Source organism: Caballeronia sp. M1242 (assembly GCF_017220215.1).
Lineage (GTDB): Bacteria > Pseudomonadota > Gammaproteobacteria > Burkholderiales > Burkholderiaceae > Caballeronia.
The window spans coordinates 441,234-466,758 of sequence record NZ_CP071131.1 but is presented as its reverse complement, the minus strand read 5'-3'; the positions used below and the strand labels follow the sequence as shown (position 1 = coordinate 466,758).

29 protein-coding genes and 1 riboswitch are annotated in these 25,525 nt (G+C 64.5%); of the genes, 14 read left to right on the top strand and 15 right to left on the bottom strand.

Annotated elements, in window-relative coordinates; translation table 11 throughout:
* Positions 1–18: 18 nt before the first annotated feature.
* Positions 19–2,130: a phosphocholine-specific phospholipase C gene (locus JYK05_RS21585; protein WP_206469714.1), complete on the top strand. Its 2,112-nt coding sequence runs from the start codon at positions 19–21 to the stop codon at positions 2,128–2,130.
* 15 nt (positions 2,131–2,145) lie between these two features.
* Here JYK05_RS21585 and JYK05_RS21580 read toward each other — a convergent pair whose 3' ends face one another.
* Complete coding sequence (locus JYK05_RS21580) at positions 2,146–3,045, bottom strand: LysR substrate-binding domain-containing protein (protein WP_206469712.1); 900 nt, start codon at positions 3,043–3,045, stop codon at positions 2,146–2,148.
* A gap of 171 nt (positions 3,046–3,216) precedes the next feature.
* Between JYK05_RS21580 and JYK05_RS21575 the strand changes: the two genes are divergently transcribed.
* On the top strand, positions 3,217–3,444 hold the full coding sequence (locus JYK05_RS21575; protein WP_206469710.1) for a hypothetical protein: 228 nt from the start codon (positions 3,217–3,219) through the stop codon (positions 3,442–3,444).
* Between the two features lie 37 nt (positions 3,445–3,481).
* Here the strand turns inward: JYK05_RS21575 and JYK05_RS21570 are convergent, their stop codons facing one another.
* From JYK05_RS21570 to JYK05_RS21560, 3 genes are all read right to left on the bottom strand, one after another.
* Positions 3,482–3,715 (bottom strand): DUF2934 domain-containing protein, encoded by a 234-nt coding sequence (locus JYK05_RS21570; RefSeq protein ID WP_241270023.1) that lies wholly within the window; start codon positions 3,713–3,715, stop codon positions 3,482–3,484.
* 105 nt (positions 3,716–3,820) lie between these two features.
* Positions 3,821–4,309, bottom strand: a complete 489-nt coding sequence (locus JYK05_RS21565) for a hypothetical protein (RefSeq protein ID WP_175943620.1) — start codon at positions 4,307–4,309, stop codon at positions 3,821–3,823.
* Positions 4,310–4,349: 40 nt separating this feature from the next.
* Positions 4,350–4,829 carry a DUF2244 domain-containing protein gene (locus JYK05_RS21560; protein ID WP_206469708.1) on the bottom strand — a complete coding sequence of 160 codons (480 nt, stop codon included), beginning with the start codon at positions 4,827–4,829 and terminating at the stop codon, positions 4,350–4,352.
* A gap of 146 nt (positions 4,830–4,975) precedes the next feature.
* Between JYK05_RS21560 and JYK05_RS21555 the strand changes: the two genes are divergently transcribed.
* Positions 4,976–5,311, top strand: coding sequence for a hypothetical protein (locus JYK05_RS21555; protein ID WP_175943616.1), 336 nt, complete (start codon positions 4,976–4,978; stop codon positions 5,309–5,311).
* Between the two features lie 7 nt (positions 5,312–5,318).
* On the opposite strand, the gene JYK05_RS21550 is transcribed toward JYK05_RS21555, so the two are convergent.
* Positions 5,319–5,906 (bottom strand): TetR/AcrR family transcriptional regulator, encoded by a 588-nt coding sequence (locus JYK05_RS21550; RefSeq protein ID WP_206469707.1) that lies wholly within the window; start codon positions 5,904–5,906, stop codon positions 5,319–5,321.
* Between the two features lie 142 nt (positions 5,907–6,048).
* Between JYK05_RS21550 and JYK05_RS26605 the strand changes: the two genes are divergently transcribed.
* Positions 6,049–6,465, top strand: coding sequence for a rubredoxin (locus JYK05_RS26605; RefSeq protein ID WP_175943612.1), 417 nt, complete (start codon positions 6,049–6,051; stop codon positions 6,463–6,465).
* A 17-nt stretch (positions 6,466–6,482) separates the two neighbouring features.
* On the opposite strand, the gene JYK05_RS21540 is transcribed toward JYK05_RS26605, so the two are convergent.
* Together JYK05_RS21540 and JYK05_RS21535 are read right to left on the bottom strand one after the other, a co-directional pair.
* Positions 6,483–6,911, bottom strand: a complete 429-nt coding sequence (locus JYK05_RS21540) for a diacylglycerol kinase (protein ID WP_206469705.1) — start codon at positions 6,909–6,911, stop codon at positions 6,483–6,485.
* 180 nt (positions 6,912–7,091) lie between these two features.
* Complete coding sequence (locus JYK05_RS21535) at positions 7,092–7,592, bottom strand: 6,7-dimethyl-8-ribityllumazine synthase (RefSeq protein WP_206469703.1); 501 nt, start codon at positions 7,590–7,592, stop codon at positions 7,092–7,094.
* A gap of 70 nt (positions 7,593–7,662) precedes the next feature.
* A riboswitch (FMN riboswitch) is annotated at positions 7,663–7,829 on the bottom strand.
* Positions 7,830–7,986: 157 nt separating this feature from the next.
* Between JYK05_RS21535 and JYK05_RS21530 the strand changes: the two genes are divergently transcribed.
* Together JYK05_RS21530 and JYK05_RS21525 are read left to right on the top strand one after the other, a co-directional pair.
* Positions 7,987–8,445, top strand: a complete 459-nt coding sequence (locus tag JYK05_RS21530; protein ID WP_206469701.1) for a MarR family winged helix-turn-helix transcriptional regulator — start codon at positions 7,987–7,989, stop codon at positions 8,443–8,445.
* 33 nt (positions 8,446–8,478) lie between these two features.
* Positions 8,479–9,411 (top strand): LysR family transcriptional regulator, encoded by a 933-nt coding sequence (locus JYK05_RS21525; RefSeq protein ID WP_206469699.1) that lies wholly within the window; start codon positions 8,479–8,481, stop codon positions 9,409–9,411.
* 4 nt (positions 9,412–9,415) lie between these two features.
* Here JYK05_RS21525 and JYK05_RS21520 read toward each other — a convergent pair whose 3' ends face one another.
* Positions 9,416–9,652: a 4-oxalocrotonate tautomerase family protein gene (locus JYK05_RS21520; RefSeq protein ID WP_206469697.1), complete on the bottom strand. Its 237-nt coding sequence runs from the start codon at positions 9,650–9,652 to the stop codon at positions 9,416–9,418.
* A gap of 24 nt (positions 9,653–9,676) precedes the next feature.
* A complete protein-coding gene (locus tag JYK05_RS21515; RefSeq protein WP_206470489.1) occupies positions 9,677–10,384 on the bottom strand; it encodes an SDR family NAD(P)-dependent oxidoreductase in 708 nt (235 codons plus the stop codon).
* Between the two features lie 277 nt (positions 10,385–10,661).
* Between JYK05_RS21515 and JYK05_RS21510 the strand changes: the two genes are divergently transcribed.
* Positions 10,662–11,078 carry an organic hydroperoxide resistance protein gene (locus tag JYK05_RS21510; RefSeq protein WP_206470488.1) on the top strand — a complete coding sequence of 139 codons (417 nt, stop codon included), beginning with the start codon at positions 10,662–10,664 and terminating at the stop codon, positions 11,076–11,078.
* A gap of 22 nt (positions 11,079–11,100) precedes the next feature.
* Here the strand turns inward: JYK05_RS21510 and JYK05_RS21505 are convergent, their stop codons facing one another.
* Both JYK05_RS21505 and JYK05_RS21500 read right to left on the bottom strand, forming a co-directional pair.
* Positions 11,101–11,583, bottom strand: coding sequence for a GNAT family N-acetyltransferase (locus tag JYK05_RS21505; RefSeq protein ID WP_241270081.1), 483 nt, complete (start codon positions 11,581–11,583; stop codon positions 11,101–11,103).
* Positions 11,584–11,650: 67 nt separating this feature from the next.
* A complete protein-coding gene (locus tag JYK05_RS21500) occupies positions 11,651–12,556 on the bottom strand; it encodes a LysR family transcriptional regulator (RefSeq protein WP_241270080.1) in 906 nt (301 codons plus the stop codon).
* A gap of 163 nt (positions 12,557–12,719) precedes the next feature.
* Between JYK05_RS21500 and JYK05_RS21495 the strand changes: the two genes are divergently transcribed.
* The 5 genes from JYK05_RS21495 (at position 12,720) to JYK05_RS21475 (ending at position 18,860) form a co-directional block, all read left to right on the top strand.
* Positions 12,720–14,294, top strand: a complete 1,575-nt coding sequence (locus JYK05_RS21495; protein WP_206470487.1) for a UxaA family hydrolase — start codon at positions 12,720–12,722, stop codon at positions 14,292–14,294.
* A gap of 57 nt (positions 14,295–14,351) precedes the next feature.
* On the top strand, positions 14,352–15,275 hold the full coding sequence (locus JYK05_RS21490) for a dihydrodipicolinate synthase family protein (RefSeq protein WP_175943592.1): 924 nt from the start codon (positions 14,352–14,354) through the stop codon (positions 15,273–15,275).
* A gap of 67 nt (positions 15,276–15,342) precedes the next feature.
* On the top strand, positions 15,343–16,647 hold the full coding sequence (locus JYK05_RS21485; protein WP_206470486.1) for an MFS transporter: 1,305 nt from the start codon (positions 15,343–15,345) through the stop codon (positions 16,645–16,647).
* A 24-nt stretch (positions 16,648–16,671) separates the two neighbouring features.
* Positions 16,672–17,907: an alpha-hydroxy acid oxidase gene (locus tag JYK05_RS21480; protein ID WP_206470485.1), complete on the top strand. Its 1,236-nt coding sequence runs from the start codon at positions 16,672–16,674 to the stop codon at positions 17,905–17,907.
* Between the two features lie 26 nt (positions 17,908–17,933).
* Entirely contained in the window at positions 17,934–18,860 is a 927-nt protein-coding gene (locus JYK05_RS21475; RefSeq protein ID WP_206470484.1) for an NAD(P)-dependent oxidoreductase, read from the top strand.
* Positions 18,861–18,875: 15 nt separating this feature from the next.
* Here JYK05_RS21475 and JYK05_RS21470 read toward each other — a convergent pair whose 3' ends face one another.
* The 4 genes from JYK05_RS21470 to JYK05_RS21455 all read right to left on the bottom strand — a co-directional run bounded on the left by JYK05_RS21470 (position 18,876) and on the right by JYK05_RS21455 (position 23,131).
* Entirely contained in the window at positions 18,876–19,811 is a 936-nt protein-coding gene (locus tag JYK05_RS21470; protein WP_175943584.1) for a sensor domain-containing diguanylate cyclase, read from the bottom strand.
* Positions 19,812–19,970: 159 nt separating this feature from the next.
* Positions 19,971–20,351: a hypothetical protein gene (locus JYK05_RS21465; protein WP_175943582.1), complete on the bottom strand. Its 381-nt coding sequence runs from the start codon at positions 20,349–20,351 to the stop codon at positions 19,971–19,973.
* A gap of 403 nt (positions 20,352–20,754) precedes the next feature.
* Positions 20,755–22,194, bottom strand: coding sequence for an aldehyde dehydrogenase family protein (locus tag JYK05_RS21460; RefSeq protein WP_206470483.1), 1,440 nt, complete (start codon positions 22,192–22,194; stop codon positions 20,755–20,757).
* 13 nt (positions 22,195–22,207) lie between these two features.
* Positions 22,208–23,131, bottom strand: a complete 924-nt coding sequence (locus JYK05_RS21455) for a LysR family transcriptional regulator (protein ID WP_206470482.1) — start codon at positions 23,129–23,131, stop codon at positions 22,208–22,210.
* A 291-nt stretch (positions 23,132–23,422) separates the two neighbouring features.
* Here JYK05_RS21455 and JYK05_RS21450 point away from each other — a divergent pair, with 291 nt between their 5' ends.
* Complete coding sequence (locus JYK05_RS21450) at positions 23,423–24,916, top strand: UbiD family decarboxylase (protein WP_206470481.1); 1,494 nt, start codon at positions 23,423–23,425, stop codon at positions 24,914–24,916.
* Positions 24,909–25,523, top strand: coding sequence for a UbiX family flavin prenyltransferase (locus tag JYK05_RS21445; RefSeq protein WP_206470480.1), 615 nt, complete (start codon positions 24,909–24,911; stop codon positions 25,521–25,523). The genes JYK05_RS21450 and JYK05_RS21445 overlap by 8 nt, the downstream gene beginning before the upstream one ends.
* The last annotated feature ends 2 nt before the right edge of the window (positions 25,524–25,525 follow it).

The following is a 25,525-nucleotide window of genomic DNA, read 5'->3' as shown; positions in this document are numbered from 1 at the left end:
TCTTCCCCAGGCACACGGATGACAACCCATAACAGACGTGACTTCCTGCGCGCGGCCATGCAGACCGCCGGCGCGGCCACCGCACTCAATATCGTTCCGCTCGGCATTCGCCAGGCGCTCGCCATTCCCGCGAACAACCGTCACGGTTCGATCGAGGATATCGAGCACATTGTCGTGCTGATGCAGGAAAACCGCTCCTTCGATCACTACTTCGGCACGTTGCGCGGCGTGCGCGGTTTCGGCGATACCCGCGCCGTGCGGCTCGCGAACGGCAAGACGGTGTATCACCAGCCGATTGCCACCGGCGCGGGCGACGTGCTGCCGTTTCATCCGGGCGCATCCAACCTCGGGATGCAGTTTCTGCAAGACCTGCCGCACGACTGGGTGAGCGGCCAGGGCGCGTTCAACGGCGGCCGCTACGATCAATGGGTGCCGTTCAAGGGCACGACGACGATGGCGTACCTGAAGCGCGACGACATCCCGTTCCACTATCAGCTCGCGGATGCCTTCACGATCTGCGACGCCTACCACTGCTCGACCAACACGTCGACCGATCCGAACCGCTACTACATGTGGACCGGCTACGTGGGCAACGACGGCAAGGGCGGCGGTCCGGTGGTCGACAACGCGGAAGCGGGCTATGGCTGGTCCACGTTCCCCGAAGTGCTGGAGCGCGCGGGCATCTCGTGGAAGATCTATCAGGACATCGGTACGGGGCTCGACGCGAAGGGCTCGTGGGGCTGGACGCAGGACCCGTACATCGGCAATTACGGCGACAACTCGCTGCTCTACTTCACGCAGTATCAGAACGCGCAGCCGGGCAGCCCGCTCTACGAAAAGGCGCGTCGCGGCACCAACGCCGCGGCGGGTGAAGACTACTTCACGAAGCTGAGGCAAGACGTGCAGGCGGGGACGCTGCCGCAGGTCTCGTGGATCGTCGCGCCGGAAGCGTACTCGGAGCATCCGAACTGGCCGGCGAACTACGGCGCGTGGTACGTCGATCAGGTGTTGCAGGTGCTCACCTCCAACCCGGACATCTGGAGCAAGACGGCGCTCCTCATCAACTACGACGAGAACGACGGCTTCTTCGATCACATCGTGCCGCCGTTTCCGCCGACATCGAGCGCGAACGGCCTCTCGACCGTCGATACCAGCCTCGAAATTTTCCCCGGCAGCCAGAAGTACGCGGCGGGTCCGTACGGCCTCGGCGCGCGCGTGCCGATGATCGTCGTGTCGCCGTGGTCGCGCGGCGGCTGGGTGTGCTCCGAAACGTTCGACCACACCTCGGTCATCCGCTTCATTCAGAAGCGCTTCGGCGCGTCGCACGGGCTTCCGGAGCCGAACATCACGCCGTGGCGCCGCGCGATTTGCGGCGACCTGACCTCCGCGTTCGACTTCCGCAATCCGAATCGCGGCCTGCCGACGCTGCCGGGCACGTCGTCGTACGCGCCGCCCGACAAGGCGCGCCATCCCGACTACGTGCCGGTGCCGCCCGTCGTCGGCGCGATGCCGAAGCAGGAGCCGGGCGTTCGTCCCGCCCGCGCGCTGCCGTACGAACTCTTCGTGCGCACGCACGCGAACGCGAGCCAGCGCACGGTGGCCTTTGACTTCGTGAATACGGGCGCGGCGGGCGCGGTGTTCCTGCTGTATCGGCAGGGCAGCACGGATGCGCCGCGCACCTACACGGTGGAGGCCAACAAGCGCCTCGCCGATCACCTCGCGACGAACGCCGACGGCAGCTACGACTTCGTCGTGCACGGGCCGAACGGGTTCCTGCGCCGGGTGGCGGGCAAGGCGACGGCATCGCATAGCGGGTGGTCGCGCGAAGAGGCGCTGCCCGAAGTCGCCGAAGGCTACGACGTCGCGAACGGCAATCTGCAACTGCGCCTGAAGAACAACGGCAGCGGGCCGTGCACGTTCAGCGTGACGAACGACTACGAGCCTTCGAAGACCGTGACGCGGCGCGTGGCGGGCGGCGAGACCGCGCAGTTGTATCTGGACCTGCGCGCGTCGCACGGCTGGTACGACGTGCGGGTGACGGTGGATACGGACAGCGCGTTCGCGCGCCGTTTCGCGGGGCACGTCGAGACCGGTTGCGACAGCATGAGCGATCCCGCGCTGTCGGCGTAAGCGGTACCGGCGAGGCTAGCGCGCGGGCTGAATGTCGCGCGCGGCCTCGCGCTCGATCCATGCGAGGAACCGCTCGACGCGCGGCAGGTCGGCGTTCTGGCTCGGATAGACGAGATGATGCGCGCCGACTTCGACCGCGAAGCTCGCGTCGAACACCGGCACGAGCACGCCTTCGCTGATCTTGACGGACGCGAGCATCAGGCTTTCGAGCGCGATGCCGAGCCCGAGCGCCGCCGTTTCGATCGACATGTACGAGCGGTCGAACGAGAAGTCGAAAGTCTTCTGCGGCGCGGACACGCCGGTTCTGCCGAACCATTGCTTCCACTGCACGAGCGGCGTCTCCGAATAGATCAGACGATGCGAGAGCAGGTCGTCCGGCGTCTTCACGGGATGGCGTTCGAGGTACTTCGGCGAGGCGAGCGGCGCGATGAACTCGCCGCGCAAGGTCCGCACTTCGAGATTGGTCCAGTTGCCGTAGCCGTGGCGAATGTCGATGTCGTAATAGCCGTTCGAGAACGACACGTTCTCGTACGAGCACGCGAGATTGAGCTGGATATCGCCGTTGTCCTCCTGAAACGACGACAGGCGCGGCAAGAGCCACATGAGCCCGAAGCTCGGGCTGGAATGCACGCGCAGAATGTCCACTTCCTTCTGGCTCGATGCGCGCTCGGTCGCGCGGCTGAGGTCCGCGAGCAGCCCGGTGACGTCGGATAGATAGCGTTCGCCGGCGGGCGTGAGCACGAGGCCTCGTCCGGAACGCTGAAAGAGCGGCTGCCCGATGATGCCTTCCAGATTCGCGATCTGATGGCTCACCGCCGACGCCGACAAGCCCATCTCCTCTGCCGCGCGATTCACGCTTTTCGTGCGCGCGACGCTTTCGAACGCGACGATGGCCTTGAGCGGCGGAATACGCATAGGTGTTGAGTGTGGTTGTGGTCGGTTGTGGTCGGTTGTGGTCGATTGTGGCTGATGGTGAAGCGCCGGCCCGCATTATCCGATTTTCGTCTGCAACGCGCGAGCGCCGCGCGCGGCACGCTACATGCTGTGCCCTCCTTCAAACATCACACCCATACGCGGAGGCACACCATGGAATTCGAGTATCGTTCATGCAAGATTCACACGTCGGCGAGCATCGAGGACGGAAGCATCGTCGGCAATGCGCGCATCTATATGCCGCCCGCGAACGAAGGCGACGACCTCGAATCGCACGACATGGAGTTTCATCTCGCCTTCGTCGATGAAAACGAGGCGATTGCCTTCGCACGCGAACGCGCGATGGCGTGGGTCGACGAACACGAGGCGCTCGCGCTCTGAACGAACGCACGAGAGCCCGCGATGCCCGCCGTCGTGCTCACGACGGCGGCTTGCCTTTGCTCTTCGAATTGACCGAGCGTTCGCGAGCCGCATCCGGATTGTCCGCGTTCAACTGCTCGCGCGCGCGGTGATAGTACTCGTCGGCCCGGCCGGCTTGCCGGCCTTCGGCCTCCCACATGTAATAGGCCAGCGTGCGAATGCGCTGTTCGAGGGCTTCACGCGTCATCGCGTCGCGTGCATCGTCGTCCTCGTGGTCCGGTGTGCTCGACATTCTCTCGTCCTGTGAAGTGGGCGCGCTGCGCGCAGTTCGATTCTAGGGCCGCCACGCCCGCCTTGGAAGTTGTCCACTGCATTCGCCGTGCCGGCGCGAGCCGACCTAATGCTGCGCTTCGAGCGCGCCGGGAATCAGCACCTTGCCGGCGTAGTTGAGCGCGTCATCGAGCGGCTCGATTCCGCTGAACGACATGTCCGCATAGTCCAGCCGGCGATAGAACGCGGTTTCCATCAATTCGCCTTTCGTGCGTCGATAGAAAATGCGCCCCGCGAGATACAACTGCGGCTCGGCGGGCGCCGGGGCGTTCGCGGCAATGGCGCCGCCGAAGGTCGTGCGCGTATCGCCGTCGAACCAGGCCCACCACTCGGCGTTGGCGTCGAGCAGCGTGCCTTTCGTGATGACGGAGGTGACCGTATAGCCCCAGCCCGCTCTCGGCAAAGCGTGCCGCGCGTCGCGATACGTTCGCTTCAGTTCGAACAGGCTGCGTACGATTTCGATGCGCGCGTCGCTCCGATTCGCGACGGCCAGCGTCACGCGGCCGGGCTTTCCTGGCGCCGCGGTCGCCTTCAATAAAACGAGGGAGGTGTCCATGATGCTCGACTGCAAATTCGGTGAGTCCGGTGCGGGTTTGTCACTCGCGAGCCAGCGCGTGCATCTCGCAGCGCGCGATGCGCTGAAACTCGGCGAGGAATCCGAGGCGGCGGCTCTGCGTGGTAAAGCGTCCGAGTTCCAGCGTCTCGCCGGCAACGCGCAGCGACAAGCGCGTGCGCGCGCCTGTCTGCGTGACGAGAAGCACCGCCCAGCGCGCGTCGATTCGCCAGGTGCGCGTGTGGAGCCCGCGCGCCGATTGGATCACGAGCGTCTGGCCGTGCAAGGTCACGATGTCGCCGTCCAGCGCGTGCCTTGCGTGCCAGAAGAAGCACGACCAGATGACGCACGCGTGCAGGAGTGCTAACGCGTAGAACACGATGCTGCCGTTGATCGCGTGCATCGCGGTCGCGAAGGCAAGCGGGATGATCGAGAGGCTCGCGCAGACGCTCGCGAGGCACGCCGGAGAACACGACGCGCGCCGCACGAGCGACCATTGCTTCGGGGACGGATGGGCGAGCATGAGGACTCCTGCTTCACGTTGCGATGTCGGCGTGGCGAAGGAGCAATCCACAGTCCCGCGGCGAGGCCGCTCTGGCCGGCTCGGCATGGCGGAGGGGCATGTGGATTGCATCGTCTGCATGAACCTCGATGAAGAAAGGAGTCGCCATGCACGCAACGACACGCAATATCATCCTGGGCTCGATGCTCGCATTAGCCGGCAATGTCCATGCGGCCGGCGGAGGACTCGGCTGCGGCGGAGGCGGCTGCGTGAACAACGGACAGGGCGGCAGCACGTCCGGCGGCGCGGGCACTTCGGCGGGACAATCGGCCGATGCGTCCGGCACGCAGCGATCGTCGAACGTATCGCCGGGGACGGTATCGAAGGGCGGGCAGGGAAGCGGCATGAGCCGCGACATGGGCGGCGCGATGCCGTCCGGCGCGCAAAGCGGCAAGCCCTCGCCCGTGACGAAGCACGATGCCGGTGGCTCGCAGGGTTGGTAAGCCCGGATCAACCGGAAGCGCGCAGCGTACCGAAGAGACCTCGCAGCGCTGTGCGCAACAAATCGCCCGATGTGGGCTTGCTGACGAAACTCATCGCGGGCGCATAGGTCAGTTCGAACACGAGCGCGCCGAGCACTTCCGGCTTGACGTCGAGCTCGGGATCGAACTGAAGCAGCACCTCGCCGAGCGCCTTCCACTGCGCGCGCAGCACCTTCTCCTGCGACTTGTGAAAGGCGTCCGCGGGCTTCGTGACGCGCGAGTATTCGAGGATCAGCATCGGCCAGTTGCCAAGCCGCGAACTGCGCGTGGCCCATGCCGCAATACGGTCGATGGCCTTCTCGATGCTCTGCGCGCCCTGCAAATCGGCCAGTATCTGATCCAGACTGACGCGCCCGTGTTCTTCCAGCACACCGAGAAAAAGCTCGTCCTTTCCCGCGAAATTCGAATAGACCGCGCCCTTGCTGAACCCCGCTTCGTCGGCGATGCGGTCGAGCGAGGCGGCGGCGTAGCCATCGCGGGCGAAGTGCTCTTTCGCGACCGACAGTAACCGCTGCCGCGTAAGCGCCTGAGTTTCCTCGCGCGAAAGCCTTGCCATGTTCGAGTCCTCTCGATGTTGAATTTCGCCGACGCCCGATACTAGCAAGTAAGGGCAGCGCCGGAAAGATTCGTGTTAGCATCCGGATACTCTCCGGTATCCGAAAACCGAAGAGTATGCTAATCACTAAGAGGCCGAAGGCATGTACAAGAAGGGCGCCGCGCTCGAATTGCAGTTCTCATCGGCGCGGCTGAATAACGGCGCGGGCGATCCGTACTGGATCGATCTGACTGCGCAGGAAGCCATGCGGCTGCACGCCGAACTCGGCGCGTTTCTGGCAAAGGGCATCGATGCGCAGGCGGGGCCGCTCATCGTCTCGCTGGACGAAGACGTGCACGGTGAATCGCTTCGTCCGAGTGCGCAAGCCGTCGCGCCCGAACCCGCGGCGTCCGCGTTCACCCAATGGGTCTGCCTGATCTGCGGATGGATTTACGACGAAGCCGCGGGCGACCCGGAACACGGCATTGCACCGGGTACGCGCTGGCGCGACGTGCCGGATGACTGGCGCTGTCCCCTCTGCGACGTCGGCAAAGACGACTTCGCGCTCGTGGAGTTTTGATACTCGGTGCTGCCGCTCTATGCCAGCGTGCGCGCCCAATGCCACGCCATCGGCCCGCAGATGATGCCCCACGTCAGCACGCAGATGACGAGCGCGACAGTGACGGCCGCGCTGCCGCCATCTTTCGCGCGGCGCGAGAGTTCGTGACGTTCGAGCGAAATGCGATCGATGGCCGCCTCGATGCTCGAATTGATCAGTTCGATTAACAACACGAGCAGTACCGATGCGGCCAGCAGCACGCGCTCGGCCGCACTCACAGGCACGATGAACGCCACCGGCAGCAGGACGACTGCAAGGCCGACCTCCTGGCGAAACGCGCTTTCCTCTCGCCAGGTCACGACGAGGCCGTTCCACGAGTGCCGCAGCGCGAACAGGCCGCGCAATGGGCCGCTGCGCTTGTGCGGCGTGGAGTTCGTCCACGGAGAGGGGGAGTTGCGTCGGGCCATCGGGGTTTAGGGGAAGACAAGCGTGCGAGCGGCTGCGCTCGACCGCTCGCGTCACAAGAATACAGCGTTGGCCTGCAAGCGACATCTACTTACGCCTGCCGATGCAACTAACGGTCTCCCGAAACCGCATCCACAAAGCGGTCACGGGCCGGGCGCCCATGACCGCCACTTCGCCGAGGCTTACAGAACCGCCAGCGCGCTGAGCTTGCCGATCGTATCCGCGCACGCATGCGCCGCTTCTCGGCCTTTCACGAGGAAATGCTCGCGGAAGAAGCCGACGTGCTCCTCGCCGTGATGAAAGTGATGCGGCGTGAGCACGGCGGAAAACACGGGCGTGCCGGTTTCGAGCTGCACCTGCATTAACCCGTTGATCACCGCCTGCGCGACGAATTCGTGCCGGTAGATGCCGCCATCGACCACCAGTCCCGCCGCCACGATGCCCGCATAGCGCCCGCTCTGCGCCAGCCGCTTCGCGTGCAGCGGAATTTCGAACGCGCCGGCGACTTCGAAGAGATCGATGTCGTCGCGCGCATAGCCGTGTTCTTCAATTGCGTGGAGAAAGGACGTCTTGCACTGATCGACGATATCGCGATGCCAGCAAGCCTGAACGAACGCAATGCGAGGACGGCGAGCGCCCGCAGCCTGTACTGCCTGTGATTCGTTGAAAATGGATGTGTTCATGGACTTCTGCCTGTTTGTGTGAACAGGGCGAAGGACGGCCGCGCGTCTCCCGAAGAAGGCGCGCGCACCGTCCTGTTCTCTTTCATCCGGACTATACCGTCGGCCCCGGAATCCAACCGGGTCTGCCGACATCGCCCAATGCCATCTTCCGATGATCCTGGCCGAGCGGCTCGCGGGCTACGTCCGCATGGGACGATTACCGCCGGTGGGGAATTGCACCCCGCCCCGAGAACGGGTCCTTCGTATGATCGAAGAACGCAGGTACGGTAACACGAGACCAAACCGCAGCGCGAAATTTCCCTTACCGCTCGAGGGTAATGCGGGATTCAACGGAAGCGATTCCATCGCGCGCGATCTATAATGCCTGCATCGAAGTCTCGCTCCGGAGAGCATCATGAAATCGACGGAACCGTCGTCTTGCGCACCGTCGCTGTCGGACTTTCTTTGCTTTGCCGTGTACTCGGCGAATCTCGCGTTCGGCAAGGCGTACAAGCCCATTCTCGAAGAACTCGGCCTGACCTACACGCAGTACATCACCATCATCGCGCTGTGGGAAGAAGACGATCAGACCGTCGGCAGACTCGGCGAGAAGCTCTTTCTCGAATCCAACACGCTCACGCCGATCCTTAAGAAGCTCGAAGCGATGGGCTATGTACAAAGACAGCGCGACCCCGCCGACGAGCGTCAGGTGCGCGTGAGCCTGACCAGGGAAGGGCGCCGGCTGCGGGAAAAGGGCGGCAAAATGGATCTCGTCGCAGCCACCGGTCTCAAGCCCGCCGAATTCGTGAAGGTCCAGAAGGCGATCGTCACGCTGCGCGAGAACCTCATCCGCTCAGTCAACGAAACGGCCTGACATAGCGCCGGCGCCTACCGGAAAAGAGCACGCATGCAACGAAGGTTCGACGACCTGCTGCTCGGCAGTATCGAGCTCTTCTGCCTCGCTGCCGAACTGGAAAGCTTCACGCTCGCCGCGAATGCCGCGAGCGTGAATCCGGCCGCGGTGAGCCGGTCGGTCGCTCGGCTCGAAGAGCGTCTCGGCGTACGGCTTTTCGTGCGCACCACACGGCAGATCCGCCTGACCGATTCCGGCCGGCGTTACTACGAACGCTGTCGGCAAGCGCTCGGCGAACTGGTCGATGCCGAACGCGAAGTGACCGGGCAACAAACCACGCCCGCTGGCGTGCTGCGCATCAGCATGCCGACGCCGTACGGGCATTACCGCGTCTTGCCGCTTCTGCCTGCGTTTCGCGAGCGCTATCCGGATGTCAGCATCGAGACGCATCTGAGCAACCGCAACATCGAGTTTGCGGACGACGGCTTCGATCTCGCGATACGCGGCCGCGCGCCGGACGATTCCTCGCTCATTGCCCGCAAGCTCGAAGACGCGGAGATGGTCGTCGTCGCGACGCCCGCATATCTGAAGCGCAAGGGCGTGCCCGAGTCGCCCGGCGATCTTGCAGCGCACGAGTGCATCCAGTTCGAGCGGCCGAGCAGCGGGCGCAATATCGCCTGGACGTTTCGCGATGCATCGGGCGATACCGATATCGTCACGCGAGGCGCCTATGGCTCGTCGGGAGACGCGCTCGCGGGCGTCACGCTCGCGCGAGCGGGCGCGGGCCTCTTTCAGACGTACCGCTTCATCGTCGAAGAGGACCTGCGCGCGGGACGTCTTATCGAAGTGCTCTCCGGCTACCGCACCACGCGTCCGTTCATCCTGCTCTATCCGCACGCGCGCCACCTGTCGTCGCGCGTCAGGGTGTTCGTCGACTTTCTCTTCGAACACCTGCCGCGTGCACGCGGCGATCGAGCGCCGCAGTAAAGCGTCAACCGGCCTTGTCCGCGAGCTTCTTGCGGTAGTCCTGCACCGGCAGTCCGCCCCAGCCCCAGTTATCCGGTTCGACTTCTTCTATCACGACGAACGTCGCTTCGAGCGGCTTGTGCAACACGTCGAGCAATAGCTGGCTCGCGCCCGCGATCAGCCGCGCCTTTTCGTCGGCGGTAATCGCATTCGCGCCGGGCTGCGTGCCTTCGCGCGTGACCTGAATGGTGACCATAGGCATATCAGACTCCTGTGAAATGACGACTCAATGCCCCGCGCTCTGGCCGCCATCGACGTGCAGGATTTCGCCCGTGACGAACGGGGCATCGTCGAGAAAGAGGATCGCATTGACTACATCGCTCATCTCGCCCATGCGGCCCACCGGATGCAGCGCCGACAACGCGGCGTGCGTCTTTTCGGAGTGCATCGGCGATTTGATCACGCCGGGCGATACCGCGTTCACCCGCACGCCCGAACGAGCGTACTCGATGGCGAGCGATTTCGTCGCCGCGTTCAGGCCGCCTTTCGTGAGCGAAGCGAGCACCGAAGGCACGCCGCTGATCGGGTGATCGACGAGACTCGTCGTCACCGTGACGATATGCCCGCTGCCTGCTTCCTGCATGTGCGCGATGACGCGCTGCGTGATGTGAAAGAAGCCGTCCACGTTCACGCGCTGGATCGCTGCGTAGTCTTCCGGCGTGTATTGCGTGAACGGCTTGGCGATGAAAATGCCCGCGTTGTTGACCAGCGTATCGATGCGCCCGAATCGTTCGATGGCGGTCGCGACGATGCGCTGGGCCGTGCCGGCATCGGCGATATCGCCGGCAATGGTGACGAGATTTTCGTCGGCTGATTCGCCGATGGAACGCGAAGTCGCAATGACACGATGGCCGCGTTCGCGAAAAGCCTTCACGGTTTCGGCGCCAATGCCTTGCGACGCGCCGGTGACGATGACCACTTTGCTTGCATTCATGATGAGCCTCTGACGGTGTGAGTGTCGGCTGTCTTGCCGTTCGAATCGACGGATCCGATGGAGGCTCACTGTAGGCGCGCGCCGCCGCGCGGCGAACACCCACGGCGGACAAACACTATTGCGTGTGGGGAACAAGAGGAACGAGAGGGACAAGAGACGGCTATTGCCGGCTTAAGCAAATGCAATTGACACCCCCGAACCGATCATGCAGTATGGCGCAACCGATTAGATCGTATGCGATCTAAATAGCGGCCTTTCATTCATTGAGGAAAAAATCATGTCCAAGATCGAAAAGGTCCTGTACACGGCAAAGACCCACACATCCGGCGGGCGCGACGGCACCGCGCGCAGCTCCGACGGCCGTCTGGATATCGACTTGTCGTCGCCCGGCAGCGCGGGCAAGGGCACCAACCCGGAGCAACTGTTCGCGGCGGGCTGGTCGGCGTGTTTCATCGGCGCAATGGGGCTCGCGGCGCGCAAGCTCAAGGTGACGCTGCCGCCTGACGTGTCCGTGGATGCGGAAGTGGATCTCGGCATGACAGGCGACGCCTACTTGCTCGGCGCACGACTGAACGTGAGCCTGCCCGGCGTGCAACCCGATGTGGCACGCGCGCTCGTCGATGCCGCTCACGAAACCTGCCCGTATTCGAAGGCGACGCGCGGCAACATCGACGTCGAAATCAATCTCGTCTAAGCGAGGCGCGGCGAGCAGCGCACTAATCAGCCTTGACGCCGATGGTCTTCTCGAAGCAGCAGGCGTCGGGCTGATGAACGTAGATGCCGTAACGGCCCGTCGGCGTGAAGCCGTTACGCTGATAGAACGCAATGGCGCGCCGGTTGAACGAGCGCGTTTCGAGCAGCAGCGTGTGATAGCCGACGGCCGCCGCATCCGCTTCGAGCTGCGACAGAATCGCCTTGCCCACGCCGCGCGTATTCGGCCTGCTGTAAATGCGCTTGAGTTCCGCGACACCGTAATCGAAGCGCCTGAACGCGCCGCATCCGAGCGCGAGACCCTGCGTCGTTCGCGCGACGACGAATGCGCCGCGCGCCGAACACGCATCTTCCGGGGAGAAGCGGCTCTGGCCGCCGTCGCCGGAAAACACGGCGAGCATGGCGCTCAGTTCGTCGAGCAGGGACTGCGCTTCCAGCGACCACGGGTCTTCACGTCGGACAAGAATGGCTGTCTCAAAGGGCGTCACGGCGGGGCTCCTTGGCTTGTCTACAGTGGGCCGAACGAACCGAGCAAGCTCCGGTCCCGCCGTCGCGTCACGAGGCGTTTGAAACGCGCGTTCGACTCGTGAGCAGCGCGATGAAGCGTTCGGCCATCGGCGAGAGCACGCCGGTCTTGCGCGTCACAATGCCGTACGTCTGCGACGGCGAGCGCAACGTCACCGGAAGAATGCGCAGCATCTTGTGCTGCGCGAAGAAGTTCGCGATATCGGTGGGCAGCACGGACACGAGGTCCTTGCTCTGGTTGAGCAGCGCGACCGTGACGAACGTGGATGCGGTCGAGATCGTGTTGGCCGGCATGGCCACGCCGGCGAGGTCCATCTCGCGTTCCAGCAGTTCGCGCAATGGCATCTGGCTCGGGTACGTGACCCAGCGGCAATGCGCGAGATCGCGCATCTCCACGTGGCTGCGCGACTTGGTCGCGTGCCGGTAGCCGACCACCACCGAGAGCGGCTCGTCGGCGAGCTTCCAGTAGCGGTATTTCGAAGGCTGTTCGCTGACCGCGGACCTGCCGATCACGAGATCGAGAACGCCTTCATCGAGTTGCAGCAGCATGCGCGCGCTCGTGTCCTCGACGATTTCCACCGACACATGCGGCTGGTCCGCGTGCAACGCATCGAGCGCGGGCACGACGACAGCCGGAATCGCGCCCATGATCGCGCCGATGGCAAGACGCCCGCCGCGCCCCGACTGAATCTCCGCGATGTCCTGACACAAGAGCGTCAAGTCGGTGGTCAGCAGCCGCGCGTATTGAATCACGCGATGCCCGTACTGATTCGGCAGCATGCCGCTCGCCGAGCGCTCGAATAGGGGCGTGTCGAATAGCGCCTCCAGTTCATGCAACGCCTTGCTCGCCGCCGACTGCGTGACGGCCAGCACCGCCGCGGCCTTGTGCAGCGACTTGTGTTCGTCGAGCGCAATCAGCAATTGAAGCTGTTTCATTCTGAGTCTCGACAGCAGCATCTGGACCGTGTTCATCGGCGAGTCGCGGGCAAGTAGGAGAAGTGATCGGGGGATGGAAACAATTCAATATACATGCCGCGTCCGGCAACCGTATAGTCGGTCTCGGAGACGACACTCGAGAAACCCGTCACGGGTTCACATCATGCAGAACACAAGCCAGAACAGCACTGGCCGGCTCGACGAAGCCCGGCCACGATCCCCCGTTATTCGCCTGCACCGTGACGATGACGTCGTCATCGCGCGAGAGCAGCTGGTCGGCGGGGCGCGGCTCCCCGACGAAGCCATCACCGTATCCGGACTCATTCCGCCGGGCCACAAGATAGCGACGCGCGCCATCGATGAAGGCCAAGCGGTGCGGCGCTACGGCCAGATCATCGGCTTCGCGAGCCGCGCCATTGCGCCGGGCGAGCACGTTCACACGCATAACGTCGCGATGGGCGAATTCGATCGCGACTACGCGTTCAGCGCAAGCGCCCGCGGCACGCAATACGCGAAGACGCCCGCCACGTTCGACGGCATCGTGCGTCCGGACGGCCGCGTGGCGACGCGCAATTACATCGGCATTCTGACCTCGGTCAATTGCTCGGCGACCGTCGCCCGCGCGATTGCCGATCACTTTCGCCTCGACACGAACCCCGCGAGCCTCGCAGCTTATCCGAACGTGGACGGCGTGGTCGCGTTGACGCACGGCGCCGGCTGCGCGGTGGACCCCGAAGGCGAAGGGCTCGCGATGCTCCAGCGAACGCTCGGCGGCTATGCGACGCACGCGAACTTCGCGGGCGTCCTCGTGATCGGCCTCGGCTGCGAGACCAACCAGATCTCGCGGATTCTGGAGACGCAGGGCCTCAGCGAAGCGCCGTTTCTCCAGACGTTCAGCATCCAGGAAACCGGCGGCACCGCGAAGACGGTCGCGCACGGCATCGAGGTGGTGAAGGGCATGCTCGCTTCCGCGAACCGCGTGGAGCGCCAGCCGGTGCCGGCATCGCACCTGATCGTCGGACTGCAATGCGGCGGCTCGGATGGCTATTCGGGCATCTCCGCGAATCCCGCGCTCGGGGCAGCCGTGGACTTGCTCGTGGCGCACGGCGGCACCGCGATTCTCTCCGAAACGCCCGAGATTTACGGCGCGGAGCATCTGCTCACGCGCCGCGCGATCAATCGCGAGGTCGGCGAAAAGCTCGTCGCGCGCATTCACTGGTGGGAAGACTATTGCGCGCGCAACCGCGCCGCGATGAACAACAATCCGTCGGCGGGCAACAAGGCCGGCGGCTTGACCACCGTGCTCGAAAAGTCGCTCGGCGGCATCGCGAAAGCGGGCAATACCAATCTCGTCGAAGTGTACGAATACGCGCAGCGCGTGGATGCGAAGGGCCTCGTGTTCATGGATACGCCCGGCTACGACCCGATCTCCGCGACAGGGCAGGTGGCAGGCGGCGCGAATCTCATCTGCTTCACGACGGGACGCGGCTCGGCCTACGGCTGCGCGCCGTCGCCTTCGCTCAAGATCGCGACGAACGACGCGCTCTGGAACCGCCAGCAGGAAGACATGGACCTGAACTGCGGCCCGATTCTGAGCGGCGAGAAGAGCATCGAGGAAATGGGCGAAGCCCTCTTCAAGCTCATGCTCGACACGGCATCGGGCAAGCGCACCCGCAGCGAGATTCACGGCTACGGCCAGAACGAATTCGTGCCCTGGCAAATCGGCGCGATCACCTGAAGGCGCATGGAAGTCCGGTTATCCCGTACTCAACCCTTAACCATCGCATTCCTAACTATGAATAATACGACCTCATACCGCGGTGTCTTTCCCGTCGTTCCGACGATTTTCGACGAGGCGGGACAGCTCGATCTCGAAGGCCAGAAGCGCTGCGTCGACTTCATGATCGATGCCGGTTCCAACGGCCTGTGCATTCTGGCGAACTTCTCCGAGCAATTCGCGTTGTCCGATGAAGAGCGCGACACGGTGATGCGCGTGGTGCTGGAGCACGTGGCGGGCCGCGTGCCGGTGATCGTCACGACGACGCATTTCAGCACCGACGTCTGCGCGCGCCGCAGCCGCGCCGCGCAGGATGCGGGCGCCGCGATGGTCATGATCATGCCGCCGTATCACGGCGCGACCATCCGCGTGACCGAGAAGGGCATCTACGAGTTCTTCGGCAAGGTGTCGGATGCGATCGGCATTCCCATCATGATTCAGGACGCGCCGGTGGCGGGCACGCCGCTCTCCGCGCCGTTTCTCGCACGCATGGCGCGCGAGATCGAGAACGTCGCGTACTTCAAGATCGAAACGGCGCAGGCTGCCTCGAAGCTGCGCGAGCTGATCGAACTCGGCGGCGATAGCGTCGTGGGTCCGTGGGACGGCGAAGAAGCCATCACGCTGATGCCCGACCTCGAAGCGGGCGCGACCGGCTCGATGACCGGCGGCGGCTATCCGGACGGCATCCGCAAGATCGTCGATGCCTACGCGAGCGGCGACAAGGAACAGGCAGCGTCGCTGTATCAGCAGTGGCTTCCGCTCATCAACTACGAGAACCGCCAGTGCGGACTCGCGGCCTGCAAGATCCTGATGAAGGAAGGCGGCGTGATCGGCTCGGACGCGGTGCGTCACCCGTTCGCGTCCGTGCACCCGAAGACGCGCGAAGGCTTGCTCGAAGTCGCGCGCCGGCTCGACCCGCTGGTGCTGCGCTGGGGCCACTGAAGCACTCAAGCATGACGAGCGAGCGATTCCGCTCGTCTGAAATATAAGACTGGTTAGGAGACGGACAATGGATGTGTCGAGCAGTAGTCGTGTGCAAGCCGTGAAGATGACGAATGTGCGGTGGAAAATTTTCCTTCTGCTGCTGATGCTCGTGTCCATCAACTATATCGACCGGGCGGCGCTTTCGGTGGCGATGCCCGCCATCTCGCAGGAGTTCGACCTGACGCCGGAACGGCAGGGTCTCATTCTGAGCTCCTTTTTCTGGACGTATCTGTTCATGCAGGTTCCGTCGGGCATGCTGGCGGACCGCCTGAAGCCGCGCGCGCTGATTGCGGTCGCTACCGTCGGCTGGGGCTTCTTCCAGGCGCTCGGCGCGCTCAGTACCGGCTGGTTCCTGCTGTTGCTGACGCGCCTCGGCCTCGGCGTGACCGAAGCGCCGATCTATCCGGGCGGCGGCAAGCTGAACGCGCTGTGGCTCACGCAGAACGAAAAGACGCGCGGCGCGGCGCTGCTGGATGGCGGCAGCGCGCTCGGTTCGGGCGTCGGCGCGATCGTCGTGGCAACGCTGATGACGGTGCTCGGCTCGTGGCGCGCGGCCTTCGTGGTCGCGGGCGTCGGCACGATCCTGTGCGGCGTGTGGGCGTGGTGGTACATCCGCAATACGCCGCGCGAGCATCCGTCGATCAGCGAGGAAGAGGCCGCGTACATCGAGCGCGCGCACGCCGAGGAAGACGCGAACGAGCCGAAGGTCGCGGCGGGCGGATCGCTGTTTCGCTTCTTCGCGTACCGGTCCGTGTGGGGCATGTGCCTGAGCCATACCTGCACCAACCTGATCTTCTTCGGGCTGATGACCTGGCTGCCGACGTACCTTTTCAAGGTCCACGGCTTCGATCTGAAGTCGCTGGGCGGCGCGACGTTCCTGATCTTCTTTTGCGGCTTCGTGGGCGAAGTGCTCGGCGGTCAGCTCGCCGACAAGTGGAAGGCATCGGGTGCGAGTGCGAACCTCGTGTATCGCTCGATGATGATCATCGGCGCGGCGGCGGTCGCGTTGTCGATGCTCGGCGTCGCGTTCGTGAAGACACCGTTCCTCGTCGTGACGCTGCTGTGCGTCGCTCTCTTTTTCCTGCGCTGGAACGGCGGCTGCAACTGGGCGACGCCCGCGATGCTCGCGACGCGCGCCCGCACCGGCACGCTCAACGGCATCATGAACTTCGTCGGCAATATCGCGGGCATCTTCGTGCCGATCTTCATCGGCTATATCGTGCAGACGACGGGCTCGTATTTCCTCGCGTTGATGTTCTTCGTGGCGGTGGCCGTGTTCCAGGTGGTGTCGGTACTCAACATCAACTATCAACGCAAGCTGCCGGTATAAGCAGAGCACAGCAGGAGAGCAGTCGTGCAACGTCGTCTTTATACGGGTAACGATCCGCGCCGCGCGCACAGCATCGAGGAGCTTCGCGGCATGGCGCAGCGGCGCGTGCCCAACTTCTGTTTCGAGTACGTGGAAGGCGGCGCGGAAGAGGAAGCCACGCTGCTGCGCAATCGCTCGGTGTTCGCGGATATCGCTTTCAGGCCGCGTTCGCTGGTGGATGTATCGAAGCGGGACATCGGCATCGATCTCTTCGGCCGACGCAGCGCTGCGCCGTTCATGATCGGGCCGACGGGTTTCAGCGGTCTACTCTCGCGCGAAGGCGATATCGCGCTTGCAAGCGCGGCGGCTGCCGCAGGCATCCCGTTCATTCTCAGCAATGCCTCGACGGTGCCGCTCGAACGCGTGGTGGCGAGCGCTGGCGGGCGCGTGTGGATGCAGGTCTACATGTATCGCACGCGGGACTTCGTCGCGAAGCTCGCCGAACGCGCGAAGCAAGCGCAAGTCGAGGCGCTCGTCGTGACCACCGACAGCGCGATCTATGGCAAGCGTGAATGGGACTTGCGCAACTACGCGCGTCCGCTGAAGCTCGATCTGCGCAATACGCTCGACGTGCTCGCGCATCCGCGCTGGATGATGGATGTGCTCTGGCCCGGCGGCATGCCGAAGTTCGCGAATCTCGGGGACCTGCTGCCGCCCGGACAAGACAGTGTGCGCGGCGCGGCATCGGCGCTCGCGAAGGAACTCGATCCTTCGCTGTCGTGGAACGATATCCGCTGGCTGCGTGATCGCTGGCCGGGACGCCTCATCATCAAGGGGCTCATTCATCCGGAAGACGCGGCGCGCGCCGTGTCCGTGGGCGCGGACGGCATCGTGCTATCGAATCACGGCGGGCGGCAACTCGACGGATCGGTGGCGGCGCTGGAAGTGCTGCCCGAAGTCGTCGCCGAAGTGAACGGGCGTCTTGCCGTGATGCTCGATGGCGGCTTCCGGCGCGGCTCCGACATCGTGAAAGCGATGGCGCTCGGCGCGGATGCGGTACTCCTCGGTCGCGCGACGACGTGGGGTCTCGCGGCGGGCGGTCGCGCGGGCGTGGACCGCGCCATCGACATATTGAAGACGGAAGTGGATCGCGTTATCGGTCTACTGGGTTGCAAGAGCATGGCCGAACTGGACACGCGCTATCTGCAATGGACCCGGCGCAACGCCGAGCCGATGCAAACACGCAAGCCGCGACCGATGCAGGAAGCTGTCACCCTCTGAGCGTAACGTCAATGGACACGAACAACATGAGCCTGAACGAAACGGCATCTGCCGCGCGCATCGAACGCGTCGGCATGATCGGACTGGGACTGATGGGCAGCGCCATCGCCTCGCAGGTGATGAAAAAGGGATTCAAGCTCTCGGTGGTCGGGCACCGCAGCCGTCAGGCGCTCGAAGAACTGGTCGCGCAAGGCGCGACGGAACTCGGCAGCGCCGCAGAACTTGCGCGCAACGTCGATGTGGTGATCGTATGCGTCACGGGCACACCGCATGTGCGCGATGCCGTGTTTCGCGAAGACGGCCTGCTCGCGGGCGCGCACGACGGTTTGATCGTGATCGACAGCACGACGGCCGATGCCGACTTCGCCGCCGAAGCGGCCAGCGCATTCGCCGAGAAGGGCGCCGCGTTCCTCGATGCGCCCGTGAACCGCACGCCGAAGGAAGCGCGCGAAGGCCGGCTCAACGTGCTGGTAGGCGGCGATGCAGCGGTGCTGGATCGCGTGCGGCCGCTCATGGCTGCGTACGGGGAGACGGTGCATCATCTGGGCGCGCACGGATCGGGCTATCGCGCGAAGCTCATCCACAACTTCATTGCGCAGGCGAACGGGGCGATTCTCGCTGAAGCGTTCGGCACGGCCGCGAAAGCCCAGTTGAACCTGCATGAATTCGCGGCGGTGTGCCGTCTGAGCGGCGCGCACAGCAAGACGTTCGACCGTCTTATTCCGTATCTGCTCGAAGGCGACGACAGCGGACAACAGTTCGCAATCCGAAATGCCGCGAAAGACATGCGCTCGTATAGCCAGCTTGCGGCTTCGTATTCATCGACTGCGATTCTGGCCGAAGCCGTGCGTCAGATCTACGTGCTCGGCATCAACCTCGGCCACGGCGACGAATACGTGCCGCATATGTTCGATGTCGTTGCCGAGTTGAACGGCAAGAAACAAAACGGCTGACAGGTTGCGGCGGGCTTACTCGCCGAAGCCGCTTTCGGCGAGCAGGTCCGCCACGCTGTGATGGAGCGCCGGATCGAACTGCGTCTGCCGCACGTTGAAGCCGATCGCGTAGCCGCGATGCACGCGCGCTTCCCGTTGACGCAGCGCGTGGCGCAGCCGTTCGATCAGATCGTCGGTGTCCTCGGCGCTCGTGTCGGTGAGCAGCACGGCGAACTCGTCGCCGCTCAGTCGCGCGATCACGTCGCTCTCGGCAAGCACATCGCGCAGCACGTCGGAGAACGTCTGCAACGCGCGGTCTCCTTCGACGTGCCCGTACGTATCGTTGATGTCGCGAAACCCGTCCAGGTCGATCAAAAGCAGCGTCGCGTCGCGCGAAAGCCGCTCGCAGACATTGAGCGAATGCTGCGCGAGCATCTCGAAGCCGCGCCGGTTGGACAGCAGCGTGAGTTCGTCAATGGTCGCGAGTTGCAGCGCGGCCATTTCCTGTTCCGCCATGCGGCCGAGGTCGCGCAAGAGCCGCCGATCTTCCTCGCCGAATGCGCGCGGCTGCTGGTCGATGAGACACAGCGTGCCGAGCTTCGCGCCGTTCGGCAAACTCAGCGGATACCCCGCATAAAAGCGGATGAACGGCGGGCCGACGACGAGCGGATTGTCATCGAAGCGCGCGTCGGCGCGGGCATCGGGCACGATCAACACGTCGCTGCCGCCGATGGCATGTGCGCAGAACGAAACATCGCGCGATGTTTGACGCGTCTTGAGGCCGGTGCATGACTTGAACCACTGGCGATTTTCGTCGACGAGACTCACCAGCGCGATGGGCACGTCGAACAGGCGTTTAGCGAGCCGCGTCAGGCGGTCGAAGCGCTCTTCCGGCGCGGTATCGAGGATATTCAGTGCGCGGAGCGCGGCAATGCGCTCGCTTTCGTTCGCAGGCTTAATAGGGACAAGCATTGGTGTCGGCAACGGCTTGCGGATGCCCGAGCGGGCGGGAGAACTTCAGACTATTCTACCCGCTGATGGCTCGCTATTGAGACCCCGATGAAGCGAACATGCCCTACGCCAGCGCGGCGCGAACCGCGCTGGTCTCATGCATGGAAGCGAATGCGCGTCTTACCATCCGCCGCGTGATCCGCCGCCGCCCGGCGAAGGGGTGTTCTGCGGACTCGTCACGCCTGAGGACATGTTGCGCGTCGCGCCCGGCGGCTGCATGCCGCCCCTGCCCGGCGCAGCGTTCATGGTGCCGTCATTCGCGCCGCCGATGCCGCCGCCGCGCGTCATGCCGGCGCCGTCGCTCGGCCCCGACGTGTTCGCGCCGGTCGCGCCGGACAGTCCGTTGACGCCGTTCGTTCCCGTGCCCGCGCCGCTCGTTCCGCCCACGGCGCCGCCCGCCGCGCCGCCGATCATGCCACCGCCCGCGCCGGCCGCGCTGGCCACATTTGCGCCGCCTGACAGCGCGATCAGGAGCGCAGTCACTGCAAGTCTCGATTTCATTTCGGATCTCCCACTGGATGCATACAGAAGCATTGCGCGCAAGCGTCGTGCCGCGATCAGAAAAGCGATTTCAAGCGATCGGAGTTCGACGCGGCTGCGTACTGTTGTGGTACCCAGTCATGTCGGGAAAGCCGTGGAGGCGGTCCCACCTTCCGGTGGATCGCATCCTCCTGCCGGGTGCCGAATGTTTCCACCACCTGATGATCGTTCTTCCGAGAACGGTCGGTACGGCTGAACCGCGGAATGGCCGGCGAGACTTGAGCTCCCATTCCGGCCATTTCACGTACAGACGGATCGAAAGGCGGCCCTGGCGATGAATCGCCTGTGGGCGTCTTTGATTTGCTGAGCTTCACTGTCATGACCAAGGCCCAGGCGCGCGAACGCCGATCGCTTCCTTAGCGTGTCAGCGCAACGGAGCAATGCCTTCCGCGACACCCGCCGGCATGCAGATATGCTTGATCTCGGTGAAGTCGGCGAGCGCGTCGTAGCCATGCAGACGCCCGAGGCCGCTTTGCCGATAACCGCCGGTTTCCGCTTCCGCGAAGAGTTTGTTGTGGTCGTTGATCCAGACCGTGCCGTTACGCAACGCACGCGCCATGCGAAAGGCGCGCGGGCCGTCTTGCGTCCACACGCTCGCTGACAGGCCGAAGACCGTGTCATTGGCCTTCGCGAGCGCTTCCTGCTCGCTCTCGAACACTTCAAGCGTGACGAACGGCCCGAAGATTTCGTCCTGGCAGAAGAATGCCTTCGGGTCGCTATGCTCAACGAGCGTCGGCGAAAGAAACGCGTGGCCCGAGCGCGCGCCGCGCAAGAGCACGCGATCCGCCATGTCGCATGCGCGTTCGATCGTGCGGTCCACCGCATCGCGCGTGGGCGCATCGATGAGCGCGCCGATATCCGTCGCCGGATCGATGCCCGGTCCCACTTTCAGCGCGGCGAGCGCGCCCGCGAGATGCTCGCGCATCTCGGCCGCGCGCGACGCATGCACCAGCACGCGACGCGCGGCCGTGCATTGCTGACCGGAGATGATGGTCGCGGCTCGCGCGAGTCGCGGCGCGATGGCGGCGATGTCGGCATCGTCGAACACGAGGCAGCACGACTTGCCGCCGAGTTCGAGCGAGAGCTTCTTCATGCTGTCCGCCGCTGCGGCCATGATCTTCTTGCCCGTCGCGGTCGATCCCGTGAAGCTCACCACGTCTACGCCGTGCGAATCCGCGAGTCGCTGACTGGCGGCGTGCGCCTGTTCGTTCACCAGGTTGACAGCGCCCTTCGGCAACGCGGTGTGCTCGAAGCAGCGCAGCATCGCGGCCGTGAGGAGCGACGTCTGCGCCGCCGGCTTCACGACCGCCGTGCAGCCTGCCGCAAGCGCGGGCGCGAGCGAGCGCACGAGCAGCACGGCCGGCGCGTTCCACGGCACGATGATCGCCGCGACGCCAGCGGCTTCGCGCAGCATCGTGGAGAGGGTGCCCGGTTCCGGTTCGAGCACGTGCCCCGCAATATGCCGTGCGAGCCCCGCGTAATAGCGCACCTCCGATATGGCGCCCGCGATTTCGCCGCGCGATTGCGCGATCGCTTTGCCATTCTCGCGCGTGAGCAGCGTCGCAAGGGAATCGCGCTGCTGTTCGAGCGCCGCGGCCCACGCGAGCAGCACGTCCTGACGCAAACGCGCGTCCTGCGCCCACGTCGTGCGGTCGAACACATGGCGCGCGGCGGCAATGGCGGCGTCCGCTTCGTGCGCGCCGCCGTCGGCGTATTGGCCGATGGCTTCGCCCGTCGCGGGGTCGATGCTGTCGAGCGTGGGCGTGCCGGTCCAATCGCCGCCGATCCAGTGCAATGCGTTCATGGTGTTCGTTCCTTCATTGGGGTAATGTATCGGACACCGAAGTATCCGATGCTTGGTGCAGTTCGTCGCCGATGATCGCGATCAGCGCCTCCGCTGCCGCGCTCAACGGCCGGCGCGGATGACTCACGCACACGATATGGCGCACGATGCGCGGCGCGAGAATCGGGCACGCGCGCAAGGTGCCGTGCCGCGCGGCGCGTTCCACCACGATGCGCGGAAGAATCGTCGCAAAGCGCGTGTGCTCGACGAGCTTGAGAATGGTGGAGAGCACGTCGATTTCGAAGCGCGGCGCGAGCAGCACGTCTTCATGTTGCGCGGCGCTGTCGAGCACGCCGCGCAGACCGTGGCGCTTGGTCGGCAGCACGAGTTCGAGCTCCGGCAACTGCGCCAGTTCGATCGCGTGCGGCAGGTCCGGGCCATGCGCGGCGCTGGTTGCGAGCACCATTTCTTCGTCGAGCAGCGGGCGCGAATCGAGTGACAGGCGCGCGCGCGGCTTGTTGATGATCGCCGCATCAAGCTGGCCGCCCGCCACCCAGTCGATGAACGTCGCGCTGTAGCCATCGGCGACGGTCACTTCGACATCCGGATAACGCGCATGAAAACGCGAGAGCGAGTCGGCGAGCACGCTTTCCGTGACCGACGCGATCAGCCCGATGCCCACGTGCCCGGTCACGACTTCATCGCGCTGCACGAGCTGCTGCCGCGCGTGCGCGAGGTCGCGCATGATCGGCAGAAAGAGGCGATACATGAGCCGTCCCGCCGCGGTCGGCGCCATGCCGTGCGCGCCCCGTTCGAAGAGTTGCTGATGCAGTTCGTCTTCGAGCTTGGCGATCTGCATGCTCAACGCGGGCTGCACGATGTTGAGCCGCTTGGCCGCGCGCGTAACCGAGCCGTCTTCGAAGAGCGCGATGAAGTACTGGATTTGCTTGAGGTCCATTCGATCCCATCCTCATCAGCAACGCTAATAGGCCTGCGTCGAGTTATCACTATGCGTCAAACGCGGCCTGAGTGCATCACGAGAAGCCGCGCCCCGCTGGACGGCGCGTGAAAGGCATCTATTGATACGTAACCGTAAGAACGCTGTCATCGGGGCTAACACCGATATAAGACCCGATGATCCGGCGCATCAGAAAACAGTATTAGAACTTATGGAGTGATCTCGCTACGCTTCAACCATGCGCTTGCTGCGGCATTTCTAGTCAAAGGCAGGCAACGGATGGAGACACCAATGAACTCACGCGATGCCGCAACGAACGGCATTTCCACATTTGCATGGGCCCGCCAGGGCGCCGATGCGGGCTCGCTCTCGCTGCGCGACTGGCTCGCGCATCTCGCGAAGACCGGACGTGTCGCGACCATCGACAAGCCCGTCGCGCTCGAACATGAACTCGCGGCCATCGCCAAGCGGCTCGACGGCACGCAGGCGGCCTTCTTCACGCGTCCGGGCGGACATTCAGTGCCGGTCGTGAGCGGCTTCATGGCGAAGCGCGCATGGATTGCCGAAGCGATGGGCGTCGAAGAAGCCGGACTGCTCGCGCGATTTTCCGCTGCGGCCGCCGCGCCGCTCGCGCCCAAAGTGATCGAGCGTGACGACGCGCCGTGCCAGCAAGTGGTGCATACCAACGGCATTGACTTGCACGCGCTCTTGCCGATTCCCACGCACAGCGAACACGACAACGGCCCGTACATCACGGCGGGTCTCGTGATTGCGCGCAATCCACGCACGGGCGTGCAGAACGTCTCCATCAACCGCATTCAGGTGCATGGCCGCGACCGCATGGCGATTCTGCTGCTGCCGCGCCATCTGTACGCATTCCAGCGCGCCGCCGAAGAAGCGGGCGATGCGCTCGACGTGGCCGTCGCGATAGGCGTCGATCCGCTGACGATGCTCGCGTCGCAAGCCATCACGCCGATCGATCACGACGAGCTCGAAATCGCGGGCGCGCTGCACGGTGCGCCGCTGCCGGTCGTGTCGTGCGTGACGAACGGCGTGCACGTGCCGGCGTTCGCGGAGATCATCATCGAAGGGCGCATTCTGCCGAACGTGCGCGAACCCGAAGGCCCGTTCGGCGAGTTTCCGAAGTACTACAGCGCAAAGGAATCGCGCGAAGTCATCGAAGTGACGGCGGTCACGCATCGGCGCGCCCCGATCTTTCATACGATCGTGCCGGCCGAGATGGAGCATCTGCTGCTCGGCGCCATTCCGCGCGAAGCCACGCTGCTCGCGCATCTTCAGCGCAGCCATCCTTCGGTTAAGGACGTGCATCTTTCCGTGGGCGGCGTGTGCCGCTATCACCTGTGGGTGCAGTTCGACAAGAAACGCGAAGGCGAGGCGAAGAATGTGATTCTCTGCGCGTTCGGCGCGCACTACGACATCAAGCAGGTCGTCGTCGTGGATACCGATGTCGACGTGCATGATCCCGCCGAAATCGAATGGGCGATCGCCACGCGCTTTCAGGCCGACCGCGATCTCGTCGTGGTGGCGGGCGCGCAAGGCTCGCCGCTCGACCCTTCGACGACGGTCGGCCTGCCTGAAGACGCGCCCGCGCATCTGCAAGGCGTGAGCGCGAAGATGGGTCTCGACGCCACGCGCCCGGTCGTTTATCCGGCGCACGTCTTCACGCGCGTGCGGATTCCGGGGCAAGACACGGTCGATCTCGATGCGCTCGTCGCGAATGACAACAGCGCGCTCGACGCCTACCTCACGCGCGATCATGGCTGAGCGAAAGAAGCGCATCGTCGTCGGCATTTCGGGCGCGAGCGGCGCGGTGATCGGCGTGCGTCTCATCGCCGCGCTGCGCCGGCTGGGCACGCACGAGACGCATCTGATCGTCTCGGCATCGGGCGCGGTCACGGCGGCGCAGGAACTCGGCCTCACGCGCGCCGACCTCGACTCGCTCGCTGACGTCGTGCACAACGTGCGCGATATCGGCGCGGCGGTGGCGAGCGGCTCGTTTCTGAGCGACGGCATGGTGATTGCGCCGTGTTCGATGAAGACGCTCGCCGCGGTCGCGAACGGTTTCGCCGACAACCTGCTGACGCGCGCCGCCGACGTCATGCTCAAAGAGCGCCGCCGCCTCGTGCTGGTCGCGCGCGAGACGCCGCTCAACCTCGCGCATCTGCGCAACATGACGCTCGCGACCGAGATGGGCGCCATCGTGATGCCGCCCGTGCCCGCGTTCTACGCGCATCCGAAGACCATCGACGATGTGGTCGATCACACGGTCGGGCGCATTCTGGATTTGTTCGGCATCGAGCACGGCGAGATCGCGCGCCGCTGGAGCGGTCTCGCGGATGAATTCGGCAGCCGCGCCGAGAGCAAGGAGTGAGG

Coding starts and splice junctions, on each gene's coding strand:
- JYK05_RS21455 (WP_206470482.1), bottom strand. CDS start 23,131: ATGGACCTCAAGCAAATCCAGTACTTCATCGCGCTCTTCGAAGACGGC.
- JYK05_RS21495 (WP_206470487.1), top strand. CDS start 12,720: ATGCAGAACACAAGCCAGAACAGCACTGGCCGGCTCGACGAAGCCCGG.
- JYK05_RS21535 (WP_206469703.1), bottom strand. CDS start 7,592: ATGAACACATCCATTTTCAACGAATCACAGGCAGTACAGGCTGCGGGC.
- JYK05_RS21515 (WP_206470489.1), bottom strand. CDS start 10,384: ATGAATGCAAGCAAAGTGGTCATCGTCACCGGCGCGTCGCAAGGCATT.
- JYK05_RS21560 (WP_206469708.1), bottom strand. CDS start 4,829: ATGCTCGCCCATCCGTCCCCGAAGCAATGGTCGCTCGTGCGGCGCGCG.
- JYK05_RS21465 (WP_175943582.1), bottom strand. CDS start 20,351: ATGAAATCGAGACTTGCAGTGACTGCGCTCCTGATCGCGCTGTCAGGC.
- JYK05_RS21540 (WP_206469705.1), bottom strand. CDS start 6,911: ATGGCCCGACGCAACTCCCCCTCTCCGTGGACGAACTCCACGCCGCAC.
- JYK05_RS21470 (WP_175943584.1), bottom strand. CDS start 19,811: ATGCTTGTCCCTATTAAGCCTGCGAACGAAAGCGAGCGCATTGCCGCG.
- JYK05_RS21570 (WP_241270023.1), bottom strand. CDS start 3,715: ATGTCGAGCACACCGGACCACGAGGACGACGATGCACGCGACGCGATG.
- JYK05_RS21575 (WP_206469710.1), top strand. CDS start 3,217: ATGGAATTCGAGTATCGTTCATGCAAGATTCACACGTCGGCGAGCATC.
- JYK05_RS21580 (WP_206469712.1), bottom strand. CDS start 3,045: ATGCGTATTCCGCCGCTCAAGGCCATCGTCGCGTTCGAAAGCGTCGCG.
- JYK05_RS21520 (WP_206469697.1), bottom strand. CDS start 9,652: ATGCCTATGGTCACCATTCAGGTCACGCGCGAAGGCACGCAGCCCGGC.
- JYK05_RS21490 (WP_175943592.1), top strand. CDS start 14,352: ATGAATAATACGACCTCATACCGCGGTGTCTTTCCCGTCGTTCCGACG.
- JYK05_RS21510 (WP_206470488.1), top strand. CDS start 10,662: ATGTCCAAGATCGAAAAGGTCCTGTACACGGCAAAGACCCACACATCC.
- JYK05_RS21500 (WP_241270080.1), bottom strand. CDS start 12,556: ATGAAACAGCTTCAATTGCTGATTGCGCTCGACGAACACAAGTCGCTG.
- JYK05_RS21475 (WP_206470484.1), top strand. CDS start 17,934: ATGAGCCTGAACGAAACGGCATCTGCCGCGCGCATCGAACGCGTCGGC.
- JYK05_RS21485 (WP_206470486.1), top strand. CDS start 15,343: ATGGATGTGTCGAGCAGTAGTCGTGTGCAAGCCGTGAAGATGACGAAT.
- JYK05_RS21555 (WP_175943616.1), top strand. CDS start 4,976: ATGCACGCAACGACACGCAATATCATCCTGGGCTCGATGCTCGCATTA.
- JYK05_RS21530 (WP_206469701.1), top strand. CDS start 7,987: ATGAAATCGACGGAACCGTCGTCTTGCGCACCGTCGCTGTCGGACTTT.
- JYK05_RS21450 (WP_206470481.1), top strand. CDS start 23,423: ATGAACTCACGCGATGCCGCAACGAACGGCATTTCCACATTTGCATGG.
- JYK05_RS21460 (WP_206470483.1), bottom strand. CDS start 22,194: ATGAACGCATTGCACTGGATCGGCGGCGATTGGACCGGCACGCCCACG.
- JYK05_RS21565 (WP_175943620.1), bottom strand. CDS start 4,309: ATGGACACCTCCCTCGTTTTATTGAAGGCGACCGCGGCGCCAGGAAAG.
- JYK05_RS21525 (WP_206469699.1), top strand. CDS start 8,479: ATGCAACGAAGGTTCGACGACCTGCTGCTCGGCAGTATCGAGCTCTTC.
- JYK05_RS21585 (WP_206469714.1), top strand. CDS start 19: ATGACAACCCATAACAGACGTGACTTCCTGCGCGCGGCCATGCAGACC.
- JYK05_RS21550 (WP_206469707.1), bottom strand. CDS start 5,906: ATGGCAAGGCTTTCGCGCGAGGAAACTCAGGCGCTTACGCGGCAGCGG.
- JYK05_RS21445 (WP_206470480.1), top strand. CDS start 24,909: ATGGCTGAGCGAAAGAAGCGCATCGTCGTCGGCATTTCGGGCGCGAGC.
- JYK05_RS26605 (WP_175943612.1), top strand. CDS start 6,049: ATGTACAAGAAGGGCGCCGCGCTCGAATTGCAGTTCTCATCGGCGCGG.